A 12,406-nucleotide genomic window follows, 5' to 3' on the forward strand; every position below is an offset into this window, starting at 1 on the left:
GCCGCGGGCCGACACCATCCGATCACCCTCGACATCGCCGAAGGTACCGGCACCCTGGAAGTCCGCGGCGACGAACACCGCCTGCGCCAGGTCCTCACCAACCTCCTCGACAACGCCCGCACCCACACCCCCGACGGCACCTCGATCACCGTCCGCCTGACCCCAGCCACCGACGAAGTCGGCCTCGAGGTCGTCGACACCGGCCCCGGCCTCACCACCGAAGACGCGAACCACGTCTTCGAACGCTTCTACCGTGCGGATATCTCCCGTACGCGCCGTGGCACGAGCGACAGCAACGCCACCATGACGAGCGGCAGCGGACTCGGCCTGTCGATCGTGGCGGCACTCGTCGCGGCCCACGGCGGCACCGTTCAGGTCGAGGACACTCCGGGTGGTGGCGCGACCTTCGCCGTGCGGCTGCCACGCGGCGACCAGGCCGGCTCAGCGTGAGCACCGAGCCGGCTGGTCGCGGCGTGCATCGATCAGACCGGCGTGACCTGAGCGACCAGCCAGCGGTTGTCCGCCTTGTCCAGGGTGACCCGCACCCGGCTGCCCGAGGTGGCGCCCTCAGGTGAGTCCTTGCTGGTGGTCAGCTGGTTCAGGTACAGCAGGACGACGGCATGTTCAGGATCCGCCGAGACCACGCCCTCGGCCTGGGTGGTGGCCTTGACGGTGAGCTGCTTCTCCTTGGCGCCCGGCGCGATGGCCTGCTCGATCAGCTTCAGGTAGTCGGCCCGGAACGACTCGGTGAGATTGTCGGCCGCCCTCGGCAACTCGGTGTCGACGGTGGCGGGCTCATAGGTGAACATCGCGCTCACCGTCCGGCTCGCGGTGCTCATCGCGTCGGTGCGCGCCTGCTCGGTCTTGTCCTGCTGCCACAGCTGATACCCGCTGACGCCCAGGATGACGGCCGCGATCACACCAGCCGCCGCGAGGGCGCCGAAGACGATCTTGATTCGCTTGCTCATCCCACGAACTCCACTTTCGACACGGTCATCCCGGAATCGCCCTTCGACACGGTGATCCGGAATCGATACTGGCGCGACTGCGGTTCGGCCGACCCGGTGTTGCTCACCATCTGCTTCGCGGCCACCAGCACCTTGGCCGAGTTCTCGTCGACGGACTCGATCCCCGACTCGACGACCTCGCCGGTGGAGACCACCTTCGCCTGCTTCACCACATCCATGAACGGGTCGACGCGACCGTCGAACTCGTTCTTGAACTCGCCCGAGGCCACCGCCAGAATCCGGTCGATGTCCTCCTTGGCGGAGTCGGCGCGGATGGTGGTCAGGTTGATGACCGCCTGGCGGGCGGTCTGGGTGTATTGCGCGCGCAGATCCTCGTCCTGATTGCCCGACCGTGCCGCGAGCGCAGTGAACGTGGCACCGACGACCAGCGCCAACACCAGCACCGCGGCGGCGGCGAGCCCGATGATCTGCCCGAGCCGGGCCAGCTTCACATCTTCTTCGTCAAGCTCGGCCGACTCCTCGTCGACCTGGTCGGCGACCACCTCGGGCTTCGTCAGCACGACGGGAGCCACGACCACCGTGGCGTCCTTGCCGGGAGCCGCCTCGGCACCGGCCACCTCGGCCGATTCGACCGCACCCGCGTCGACTGTCACGTCGACGACCTGCACATCCTCTACCGGCGGGCCCGCCGACCGGGCTGCCCGGCGACGCGGACGGCCTGTGTTGCTCTCACTCATCTCTGCTGCTCCTCCAACATCGCCTGCCAGCTGGCCGGGACAGTGCCCGAGCCATCGGAGGCGATATCACCTTGGCGGTACATGCGTCCGTCCGGGCCAAGATAGCTGCCCGTGGACGGATCATAGGGGCGCGCGGCGGCGGGGGTGACTCCGCCGGTGGACGCGCCGGTGGGGGCCGAGGCCGGGGCTACCGGCTGCGGCGCGCCGAACGGCGGGTTCGTGCCCTGCGGCACGTACCCCGTCCGGCACAGTTCGGGAGTGGGCGCCCGGACGCCGGGATACTCCATGCACGGACTGTTGCGAATACCGCGCACTTCGATCGGAGAATCCTGAGCTACCTTGCAGTACAGCCCTTCCGGAGTGTCGATCGGGCTGAAATCACTCGGCTCACGCCACTGGTCGGCGGGCAGGAAGCCGGTGGTGCAGGCGGGCGGGTCGTGGACCACGGTCATGAAGTCGACCATCGCGCCATACTTGGTGGGTCCGCGCAGGACCGTCCGCAATGCCGCGATCAACGGCGGGAAGACGACCAGAAGTTGTTCGAGACCAGCGTGATAGGTCACCCCCACCTGGCCGAGGCTCACCAGATTGCCCGCCAGCAGCGGCAGCGTCGGACGCAGACTCTGGAACTGCTCGGTCACCTTTTGCATCGCGGACGGGCTGTCGCGCAACAGGTTCCGCAAGGTCGGGTCGGACTCGCGGAGCTGATCGGTGAGGGTCGCGAGATCTGTTGTCCAGGAACGAATATTGGCATCGGACTGGACCTGGGTGTCGAGCAGCGGACCGATCTGATCGAGCAGTTTCTTCGTCGGTTCCACATCGGTTTCGGCCTGCTGCACCAGCAGCGCCGCCGAGTCGATGAACCGCTGCAGGTCGGGGCCCGCGCCGTTGAACGCCAGGAACGCCTCGTCGATCACCTGGCGCAGCCGGGTATCGGCGACGGTCGAGAGCAGCTTGTCGGTCTGGTCGAGCAGCGAGCCCACGTCCTGAGGCAGCTTGGTGCGCTGCACCGGGATCACCGAACCGTCGCGCAGGTCGCCCGAGGTGGAATTCGCCTCCGGCACCAGGTCGACGTACTGCTCGCCGATCGCCGAAACACTGCGCACCCAGGCGATCGAGTCCGACGGCACCTTGTAATCGCTGTCGATCGACAGGTCCGCCTCGACCCCCGCCGTGGTGAGCCGCACCGCCTCGACCTTGCCGATATTGGTGCCGCGGTAGGAGACATTGGCGGTGGGATACAGCCCGCCGGTGGCGGCGAGCTGGACCGTCACCCCGTAGCGGCCGATCCCGAACATCGCGGGTAGCTGGATGTATGTCCCGCCCATCACGACGAGACCGACCACGGTGAGTACCGCGAAGATCACGAGCTGAACGTGGACGAACCTGGTGAGTTTCATCGTCCCGCCCCTTCCTGGCCGGGCAGCGGCACGGTGATTCCGGGGATGGAGGGCAGGCCGGGAATGGACGGCAGTCCGGGCAGGGTCGGCGTCGGCGCCGCACTGGGTGCGGGTGCCTGCGGGAGCTTCGTCGGATCGCCCGCGTCGGTCGCCGTCGTAGGCGCGAAACTACCGAGCACGCCCTCGACCCCACCGAAGCGGCCGCCGAGCGGAGTACCGGTGAGCCAGTTGCTGTCCAAGCGCTTACCGGTCAGGTCGAAGGTGATGTAGAGATTGAGGTAGTCACCCTTGATCGCGTTGCCGATGTTCTTGATCGGGAACGGGAAGGAGGGAATGATGCCCATCGCGTCGACGAGGTTGGTGCCGGTGTTCGCCAGGGTCTCCAGCACCGGGCCGAGACTGGCCAGGTTGGCCTTCAGATCGTCACCGCTGGTCTGGATGATCCGCTCGGTGACATCGCTGAGCTCACCCAGCGCGGTGACCGCCCTGGTGATGTTGGCGGTGCGGTCGGCGAGCGCGGTCAGTGCCGGGTGGATATCGTCGATCGCGCGGGCCAGCACGTCCTTCTGGTCGGCGAAGTTGCCCGCCAGCCGGTCGAGGCCCTCCATCGCGGCGATGATGTTGCCGGTCTGCCTGTCCAGGCCGGTGGTCAGCTCGTTGAGCTGCGGCAGCAGGTCGGCGATCTCGGCCTCGCGACCGTTGAGCGCCGCGTTCATCTCCCTGGTGATGGTCTCGAGCTGGGCGATGCCGCCGCCGTTGAGCACGACCGACAGCGAAGACAGCACCTGCTCGGTGGTCGGGTAGGCGCCTGCCCGCTCGAGTGGGATCACGTCGTTGTTTCGCAGTTGCCCCACGGCGGGCGTATTGGTGGGGGCAGACAGTTCGACGTGATTGCTGCCGAGCAGGCTGGTCTGCCCGATCTTGGCGATCGCGTTGGCGGGCAGTTTCACCTCGGGATTCAGCGACACCGTGACCAGCGCGTGCCAGCCCTCGACGTCGATCCCGGTGACATTGCCGACCTCGACGTCGTCCACGCGCACCGGCGAATTCCGGGTCAGCGTGGTGACATTGGGCATCTGGATCCGCACCGTGTACGAACCGGGGCCGGAGCCCTCGGAGCCGGGCATGGGTAGCGAGTTCAGCCCGTCCCACTGACAGCCGGTCGCGCCGAGCGTCACGGCGACGCCCACCGCCAACCCGGCGAGCATGCGTTGGGGCGTCATCGTTGTCCTCCTGGAACCGCGAGTCCGGCGAGACCGTTCGGCACGGTGATCGGAGCCGTCGCCGGGGACGCAGGCGCGGACGGCACCTCCGCGGCCAAACTCGGCGGGCTGTACGTCAACTGGCCGGGCAGGGCCTGCGTGCCGCCGACCGGGTTGAGCATGATCGGCACGTAGTTCATCGCCAGCGAACTGATCACCGGAGCGATGAATTCCGCGCACAGATCCGCCGACCGGTCCGAGTCGTTGTGCTCGAGCGCGCGGATGGAACCGCAGAGGAAGGTCAGCGGGCTGGACGTATTGTTCAGTGACACAGAGCCGCTGAGCGAGCCCTGAGCCGGCTTGTAGATCTGGTAGAAGTTCACCAGCGCGGTCGGCGCGGAATGCAGCAGCCGTTCGATCTCCGGCCGCTTGTCGACCAGCGTCTGCGTGACATCGGCGAGTCGCTCGACACCGTCGGTGAGCTCGGCGCCACTGCCTTCGAGGAAGCGCTTCACATCGGCGAGCGCCACATCCAGACTGTCCAGTCCCGCACCCAGCTCCTCCGACGCACCCGCGAGTACCGAGGCCACCGAGGCCAGGCGGCCGCCGAACTGCACGATCTGCTCGTTGCTCGCCGAGAGCACCTCGACGAACTTCTGCAGGTTGCGGATGGTGCCGAACAGGTCGGTTCGCCCGTCGGACAAGGTATTCAGCGTCGCCGACAGTTCGTGCAGGGTCTCACGGAACTTCTGTCCGTTGCCGTCGAGGTTGTTCGCGGCAGTGTCGACGAAACGCCCGAACGAGCCCTGCTGGTCGTCGCCGACCGGACCGAGAGCGGTGGCGAGATTGGAGAGTTCGGCTTTGATGTCGTCCCACTCCACCGGGACCGCGGTGCGCTCGATCGGGATCTGTGCGCCGTCGGCCATCTTCGGGCCACCGTCGTAGGCGGGCGCGAGCTGGATGAACCTGGCCGACACCAGCGAAGGTGCGATCAGCACGGCGCGGGCGTCGGCGGGCAGGTCGATGCCGCGGTCGACCGACATCCGCACCTGTACCCGGCCCTCGCCGGGCTCGATCGAGTCGATCTTGCCGATCTTGACTCCGAGCATCCGCACCTCGTCGCCCGCGTACAGGCCGGTGGTCGAGGTGAAGGCGGCGGTGATCTTGGTCTTGCCGATGCCGAGGGTGGTGTAGACCCCGACCGCGACCAGCGCGACGATCACCACCACGGCGACCGCGAGCGTCCAACGCGGCACGCCACGGACTTTCGATGCGATACCACTCATCGCGGCGGATCCTCCTCGGTCGGCACGATGCTCGGCGGCGCCGGGTGCGTGAAGATGTCGATCAGGTCCTGCGGCAGGTGCTCGGGCCAGACCAGCGCGTCCACCAGTGGACGCAGCTCGGTACTCGTCGCGTTCACCACGTAGGCGTTGAACCACGGACCGTTGCCGACCTGCTCGCCGAGTGCCGAGGCGTAGGGGCCGATACCCTCCAGCGCCTCCGACAGGTTCTCCTTGTTGCGCTGCAACAGGCCGAGCACCGAATTGAGCCGGTCCAGTGTCGGTTTCATCTGCGCCTCGTTGTCGGCGACCAGCCCGGAGAGCTGCTTGGCGACCGAGTCGACGTAGACGATCAGCTGATTGATGGCGGCACGGCGGTTGTCGAGTTCGCCGAGCAGGTTGTTGCCGTCGAGCAGGAGCGCGTTGAGCTGCGAACTACGGTCGGCCAGCACCTTGGTGACGTTCTGCGCCCGGCCGAGCAGATCGGTGAGCGCCTGGTCGCGCGTATTGATGCTGCGCGAGAGCGCGGTAACGCCGTCGAGGGCGTTGCGCAACGGGCCCGGTGTATCGGCGAAGGCGGCCGAGAGCACATCCAGGGTCTTGTCGACCTGATCCATGTCGAGATCGCGGACGGTCGCGCCGAGGTCGCTGAGTGCCTCGTTGAGCGAGTACGGCGAGGTGGTCCGGTCGAGCGGGATGGTGTCGGAGGTACGCAGCGCGCCCTGTCCGGTCGGCACCACATCCAGGGACTTGCGACCGAGGACCGTGTTGGTCTTGATCGCGGCGGATGTCTTCTGGCCCAGCACGATCGACTCGTCGAGGGTGAACTTCACCAGCACCTTGGGACCGTCGAGCGAGACCTGGTCGACTTCACCGGAACGCACGCCGGCCACGTGCACCGGGTCGCCCGGCACCAGCCCGCCCGCGTCGACGAAGAACGCGGTGAAGGTCGCGCCGGAGCGGATGAACGGCAGCTTGGTGTACTGCAGGGTGGCGAGCGAGATCGTCACCACCAGCACAATGCCGACGATGCCGATGGTGACGGCCGACGACTTCTTCTCACTCATTGGGCGTACACCTTCCGGTCGCCTGCAGGCCCGGCGCCTTCACTTCCATCGGCTGACCGTTCGGGCCGTCGACAACGAAGTTGGTGCCGCAGATGTACAGCTGCAGGAACGAACCGTAGGCGCCGACGCGGACGAGTTGCTTGTAGGTCTGCGGCAGCTTCTCGAGCACCCATTGGAGGTGGTCGGAGCCGTTGTCGAGGTTGGTGGCCAGCCTGCCGGTCTGCTCGATCGTGTTGCGCAGGTCGGGGCGGGCGGTGGTCAGCAGGTCGTTGAGTTCCTTTGTCGCACCGGCGATCCGCGGTAGCGCGGCGCCGATCGGATCGCGTTCGGCGGCCAATCCGCTGACCAGGCGCTGCAATTCGTCGATCGTGGTGGCGAACTGCTCGTCGCGATCGTCGATGGTGGCCAGCACGGTGTTCAGGTTGTCGATCACGCTGCCGATCAGGGCATCGCGGTCGGCGAGGGTCTTGGCGAAGCTGCCACCGCTGTTGAGCAGCGAGACCAGGGTGCCGCCCTGGCCCTGGAAGATCTGCAGCAGCGCCGAGGTCAGGTCGTTGACCTGACCGGGATCGAGCCCACGCAGCAGCGGCTTGAAGCCGCCGAGCAGCAGGTCCAGATCCAGTGCGGGCGTGGTCTGCTCCTTGCCGATGGTGGCGCCGGCGGGCAGCTCGCGGGCCGAGCCCGGGCCTTCCTTCAGCTCCAGGTACCGGTCACCGACCAGGTTCTCGTACTTGATCGCCAGGCGGGTGCTGGAGAGCACCGAGTACTTGGTGTCCACGTCGAACTCGACATGGGCGAGATCGTCGTCGCCGACCTTCACCGAGGTCACCGAGCCGACCGGCACACCCGCGATCCGCACCTTCGACCCCGGCAGCATGCCCGAGGAGTTGGTGAACACCGCCTTGTACCCGTTCTCGCTGGAGAACCGTGCCTGACTCAGCACGATCGCCAAGCCGGCGAACACCAGCGTCATCACCACGGTGAAGATCGCGAGCTTGACTGTCGTCGCCGTGTTTCTCACCGTGTCACTCCCGGCAGTCCTTCCAGCAAGAGCTGGAAAACCTTTGGTGCGCTGTCGTTCAACGCGAGCGGCGCGGTACTGGGTGTGTACACCGTGCCCTGACTGGTATCGGTCACCACATAGTTCGAGTGGCTGTCCGGTGCGCGGGTGACCACGCCGTCACAATGCGGTCCGCCGGTGGCGTTCACCTTGGGCAGGTCCTTGGGGTAGGTGTAGGGCTTGGAGCCGGGCATGAGCGAGGCGTTCATACCGACGCCGGGCAGCACGCCGCCGAATACCTCCTCGGCCAACGGCATCAGCGGGCCGAGGCCGTTGATGATGCAGCTCAGCGCGGGCGCGTACTCGAACAGCAGGTTGGTCGTCGGCCGCAGCAAGTCGAGCGCGGTGACGAGGTCGGATTCGTTCTCCCGCAGCACCGAACCGGTGGTATCGGACAGCCCGATCACGTTCACCAGCACATTGTCGAGCTCGGCTTGCATCTCCGACAGCGTCTTCGCGGTGACCGTGGCGTTGTCCACGGTCCGCAGCAGCGCGCCGGAGGCATCGGCGTAGATATTGGTCACCTGGGCCGTCTTGTCCAGATCCTGTTGCAGCGTGGGCAGATAGGGGTTGATCTCGCGCAGGTAGCGATCCGAGCGGACGAGCAGGTCGCCGAACTTGTCGCCGCGGCCCTGCAGTGCGGTGCCGAGCGCGGTCAGCGTGGCGTTGAGTTTCTCCGGTTCCACCTGGGCGAGCACATCGGACAGGTGCTGGAACAGCGTGTTGAACTCCACCGTCACCGAAGTCGCCGCGACCGTGCTGCCCGGCTTCAACGGGCTGGACGACGGCTGTTCGGGGACAACGAAGTTCACGTACTTGGCGCCGAACACCGTGGTCGAGCGAATGTCGACGCCCGCGTTCGACGGCACCAGCTTCAGCTGTTCGGGGTCGACCTCGAGCAGGATCTGCGCGCCGTCGTCGCGCAGGTTGATCTCGGCGACCCGGCCGATCTCGACGCCGCGCACCTTCACCTTGGCGTCGGGGTCGAGCACGAGGCCCGAGCGGGGAGCGTCGACCAGCACCTTGGCGGTGGTGGTGAACGCGCCTTGGAAGAGGGCGAACGCGAAGGCCGCGAGCCCGACGAGCAAGCCGACCATCGTGAGCGCGGCGAGCTTGCGCCCGAGCCCGCCCTGCAATGCGGCAACGATCCGTGAAGTGTCCATCACGCTATCCCGAGAGGTGGAAGTTGCCGGAGGTGCCGTAGATCGCCAGTGAGATCAGCAGCGTCACTGTGACGACAGCGATCAGCGACGACCGCACCGCGTTACCGACCGCGATGCCGACGCCGACCGGACCACCCGCGGCGTGGAAACCGTAGTAGGTGTGGATGAGCATCACGGCCAGTGCCATCACGATCGCCTGCGCGAACGACCACAGGATGTCGCTCGGGATGAGGAAGGTCGAGAAGTAGTGGTCGTAGACGCCTGCCGACTGCCCGTAGATCACGACGGTCGCGAACCGGCTGGCGATGAACGAGGCGATCACCGCGAGCGCGTAGAGCGGCACGATCGCGATCATGCCCGCCAGCACCCTGGTACCGACCAGGAACGGAATCGGCCGGATCGCCATGGATTCCAGCGCGTCGATCTCCTCGGCCACACGCATCGCGCCCAGCTGCGCTGTCGCGCCGGCGCCGATCGTGGCGGCCAGACCGATGCCGGAGATCACCGGTGCCGCGATGCGCACATTGATGAGGGCGGCGAAGAAGCCGGTCAGGGCCTCGACACCGATATTGCCGAGCGAGCTGTAGCCCTGCACCGCGATGGTGCCGCCTGCCATGAGGGTCAGGAAGCCGACGATCACCACGGTGCCGCCGATCACGGCCAAAGCGCCGCTGCCCATGCTGATCTCGGCGATGAGGCGGATGGTCTCGGTGCGGTAGTGCACCAGCGCGCGCGGCACCGAGCCGAGCGCCTTGATGTAGAAGATGGCCTGATCGCCCAGGGAATCCACCGATTTCGACATTCGGTCGAAACGGCGGACCGTGCGCGGGAACTTACTGCGAACTATGAATGCCATCGTGGTCACCGCACCGTGAATTTCAGGCCGATCGCGGTGACAACGACATTCACCACGAACAGCGCCATGAACGCGAATACCACTGTTTGGTTCACCGCGTCACCGACGCTCTTGGGTCCGCCTTTGACCTGGAGCCCGAGATAACAGGCGACCATTCCGGCGATCAAGCCGAACAGGCCCGCCTTGATTTCGGAGATGATCAGCTCGGACAGATTCGTCAGCAGCGGAATCCCGTTGACGAACGCGCCGGGGTTCACGCCCTGGAGGAAGACCGAGAACACGAAGCCGCCGGCGATGCCGATGGTGCACACCAGGCTGTTGAGCATCAGTGCCACGAACATCGAGGCGAACACGCGCGGCACGACCAGTCGGCTGACCGGGTCGATGCCGAGCACCTTCATCGCGTCGATCTCTTCGCGAATCGTGCGTGCGCCCAGGTCGGCGCAGATCGCGGTGGCGCCCGCGCCCGCCACGATCAGCACCGTGACGATCGGTCCCACCTGGGTGACGGCGCCGAACGCGGCGGCCGCGCCGCTGAGGTCGGCGGCGCCGATCTCGCGCAGCAGGATGTTGAGCGTGAAGACCACCAGCACCGTGAACGGGATGGCGACCAACAGAGTCGGCACGATCGAGACGCGAGCCACGAACCAGGCCTGGTCGATGAATTCGCGCCATTGGAATGGCTTACGGACGGTGGCACGTGCCACTTCCGCGCCGAGTTCGAAGAATCCGCCGACCGCCCGCAACGGGACAGCAAGGAGGTTGTTCATACCGAATCCTCCTCTTTCGACGGGCGGACCGATGTGTCCGCGTACCCGTACTTCACCGCCACCCCGATCTGAAGACTGCCCAAAGACTAGAACATGTTCCTACTAATGTCTGCCATATTCGTAGACTCAGAGCAGGACTTTTTCTCGTAAAACGCTGTCAAAACTGAAACGGATACTTATTCAATTCGGCGACCTTCCTGTGAGGCGGCACACACCCCGACGGTCATGTCTACCAATACCTGGACTGGTGATCAACACGACAGGCGAGACAAATCCGACGGGGTGTGCGGTCAGCCAACATCAGGCAAACCGCGGACTGGACCGCTCAGCCCAGATCGCGGAGGTCGCGCGCCGAAAAGGTGTGATCCGCAGGGCGCTCTGCGAAGTAGCCACCGAGGGTGGCGGCCAGGTCGGCCTCGGACCATTCGGCACCCGCGGCATCGAATCGCCGCTCGACCGTCGGCGCCGCCATCAGCGCCACCATCGGTCCGTAGACGACGAAGACCTGACCGTTCACGGCATCGGCCGCAGGCGAGGCGAGGTAGGCCACGAGCTTGGCCACGTGCTCGGGCGCCAGCGGGTCGACCGCGCCTTCGGGCGCGTCGGCGAAGACCGCCTCGGTCATCGCGGTCCTGGCCCGGGGGCAGATCGCGTTGGCGCGCACGCCGTACCTGGACAGCACGCGCGACGCGGTGAGCGTGAGGGCGGTGATGCCGGCCTTGGCCGCACCGTAGTTCGCCTGGCCTTCCGGTCCGAGTAGGCCCGCCTCCGAGGAGGTGTTGACCAGCCGGCCGTAGACCGGCTCGCCCGCAGCCTTGGATGCCGCGCGCCAGTAGGCGGCCGCGTTGCGGGTGAGCAGGAAGTGTCCGCGTAGGTGCACCGCGATCACCGCGTCCCAGTCCTCGTCGGACATGTTGAACAGCATGCGGTCGCGGGTGATGCCCGCGTTGTTGACGACGATGTCGAGCCCGCCCAGCGATTCCTGCGCGGTCGAGACGAGCGCGTCGGCCGTCGAGCGCTCGGCGATGGAGCCGCCGACGAATTCCGCCTTGCCACCGAGCTCGCGGATGGCGGCGATGGTCTCGGCCGCCGCGTCCTCGGTCAGGTCATTGACGACCACCGCCGCACCGGCCGACGCCAGCGCGAGAGCTTCGGCCCTGCCGAGCCCGGCGCCCGCACCGGTCACGATGGCGACCCGGCCCTCCAATGAAATCTGCGTCACACTCATTCGGCCGACTCTAGAACGTGTTCCACCATCCGACAAGAGCGGATCACGCCAACCTCAGCGCGGCCTTGGGGCACTGCGCCACGGCCTCCTCCGCGTCGGCGAGGCGATCGGGCGCGACATCGCCCTCGGCGACGGTCAACATGTCGTCGTCATCAAGTTCGAACATGTCAGGGGCGATTCCTACACAGACGCCGTTCGCTTCACACCGGTCGAAATCGACGATGATCTTCATGAGAACTTCCTTCCACACGGTCTTCGCGACACTAACCCAGACAGCCTGGTCCCCGAAGCGGAACAGGCACCGAATCACCATCAATACTGGAACATGTTCCAGTTCATATGCAATGATCGGTTTCGGCGGGGCTCACCCCCTGCGCCCCGCCACCCGCCCTTTCAGCTCGACACCGAGGTAGGAAGCATGCGCGTCGCGTATACGCCGCAGCAGGAAGAATTGCGCGCCGAGCTGCGCGAATATTTCGCGAAGCTGATGACACCGGAACGTCGCGCGGCGCTGAGCATGACGACCGGCGAATACGGCTCCGGCAACGTGTACCGCGAGGTCGTGCGCGAGATGGGCCGCGACGGCTGGCTCACCCTGAGCTGGCCCAAGGAGTACGGCGGCCAGGACCGCACCACGATGGATCAGCTGATCTTCGTCGAGGAAGCGGCCAT

14 protein-coding genes are annotated in these 12,406 nt (G+C 66.4%); 2 read left to right on the forward strand and 12 right to left on the reverse strand.

Going from position 1 to position 12,406, the window contains the following annotated elements; translation table 11 throughout:
- The coding region (locus tag ACFWF3_RS07930; RefSeq protein WP_379312965.1) for a sensor histidine kinase at nt 1-450 on the forward strand (450 nt) is incomplete at its 5' end.
- Between the two features lie 32 nt (nt 451-482).
- On the opposite strand, the gene ACFWF3_RS07935 is transcribed toward ACFWF3_RS07930, so the two are convergent.
- The 12 genes from ACFWF3_RS07935 to ACFWF3_RS07990 form a co-directional block, all read right to left on the reverse strand.
- The gene (locus tag ACFWF3_RS07935; RefSeq protein ID WP_378631700.1) at nt 483-968 is read right to left on the reverse strand and encodes a h domain protein; all 486 of its coding nucleotides are present in this window, start codon (nt 966-968) and stop codon (nt 483-485) included.
- Complete coding sequence (locus tag ACFWF3_RS07940; protein ID WP_379312966.1) at nt 965-1,705, reverse strand: hypothetical protein; 741 nt, start codon at nt 1,703-1,705, stop codon at nt 965-967. The genes ACFWF3_RS07935 and ACFWF3_RS07940 overlap by 4 nt, the downstream gene beginning before the upstream one ends.
- Nucleotides 1,702-3,105 carry an MCE family protein gene (locus ACFWF3_RS07945; protein WP_378990631.1) on the reverse strand — a complete coding sequence of 468 codons (1,404 nt, stop codon included), beginning with the start codon at nt 3,103-3,105 and terminating at the stop codon, nt 1,702-1,704. The genes ACFWF3_RS07940 and ACFWF3_RS07945 overlap by 4 nt, the downstream gene beginning before the upstream one ends.
- Nucleotides 3,102-4,328: an MCE family protein gene (locus tag ACFWF3_RS07950; RefSeq protein ID WP_378990632.1), complete on the reverse strand. Its 1,227-nt coding sequence runs from the start codon at nt 4,326-4,328 to the stop codon at nt 3,102-3,104. The genes ACFWF3_RS07945 and ACFWF3_RS07950 overlap by 4 nt, the downstream gene beginning before the upstream one ends.
- Nucleotides 4,325-5,593 carry an MCE family protein gene (locus tag ACFWF3_RS07955; protein ID WP_379312967.1) on the reverse strand — a complete coding sequence of 423 codons (1,269 nt, stop codon included), beginning with the start codon at nt 5,591-5,593 and terminating at the stop codon, nt 4,325-4,327. Before ACFWF3_RS07955 ends, ACFWF3_RS07950 begins: the two co-directional genes overlap by 4 nt.
- Nucleotides 5,590-6,657 (reverse strand): MCE family protein, encoded by a 1,068-nt coding sequence (locus ACFWF3_RS07960; RefSeq protein ID WP_378631693.1) that lies wholly within the window; start codon nt 6,655-6,657, stop codon nt 5,590-5,592. Before ACFWF3_RS07960 ends, ACFWF3_RS07955 begins: the two co-directional genes overlap by 4 nt.
- Complete coding sequence (locus ACFWF3_RS07965; RefSeq protein ID WP_378990635.1) at nt 6,650-7,678, reverse strand: MCE family protein; 1,029 nt, start codon at nt 7,676-7,678, stop codon at nt 6,650-6,652. The genes ACFWF3_RS07960 and ACFWF3_RS07965 overlap by 8 nt, the downstream gene beginning before the upstream one ends.
- Nucleotides 7,675-8,880 carry an MCE family protein gene (locus tag ACFWF3_RS07970; RefSeq protein WP_379312968.1) on the reverse strand — a complete coding sequence of 402 codons (1,206 nt, stop codon included), beginning with the start codon at nt 8,878-8,880 and terminating at the stop codon, nt 7,675-7,677. Before ACFWF3_RS07970 ends, ACFWF3_RS07965 begins: the two co-directional genes overlap by 4 nt.
- A 4-nt stretch (nt 8,881-8,884) precedes the next feature.
- A complete protein-coding gene (locus ACFWF3_RS07975; RefSeq protein WP_056819342.1) occupies nt 8,885-9,736 on the reverse strand; it encodes an ABC transporter permease in 852 nt (283 codons plus the stop codon).
- A 5-nt stretch (nt 9,737-9,741) separates the two neighbouring features.
- Nucleotides 9,742-10,506, reverse strand: a complete 765-nt coding sequence (locus tag ACFWF3_RS07980) for an ABC transporter permease (RefSeq protein ID WP_358180900.1) — start codon at nt 10,504-10,506, stop codon at nt 9,742-9,744.
- Nucleotides 10,507-10,831: 325 nt separating this feature from the next.
- Nucleotides 10,832-11,734, reverse strand: a complete 903-nt coding sequence (locus ACFWF3_RS07985) for a 3-oxoacyl-ACP reductase (protein ID WP_378990638.1) — start codon at nt 11,732-11,734, stop codon at nt 10,832-10,834.
- A 43-nt stretch (nt 11,735-11,777) separates the two neighbouring features.
- Nucleotides 11,778-11,966, reverse strand: a complete 189-nt coding sequence (locus ACFWF3_RS07990) for a ferredoxin (RefSeq protein WP_056819344.1) — start codon at nt 11,964-11,966, stop codon at nt 11,778-11,780.
- 186 nt (nt 11,967-12,152) lie between these two features.
- Here ACFWF3_RS07990 and ACFWF3_RS07995 point away from each other — a divergent pair.
- Nucleotides 12,153-12,406 (forward strand): acyl-CoA dehydrogenase family protein (locus tag ACFWF3_RS07995; RefSeq protein WP_379312969.1); only part of this gene is annotated, 254 nt, incomplete at its 3' end.

This window comes from Nocardia sp. NPDC060220 (assembly GCF_042727815.1).
Taxonomy (GTDB): domain Bacteria; phylum Actinomycetota; class Actinomycetes; order Mycobacteriales; family Mycobacteriaceae; genus Nocardia.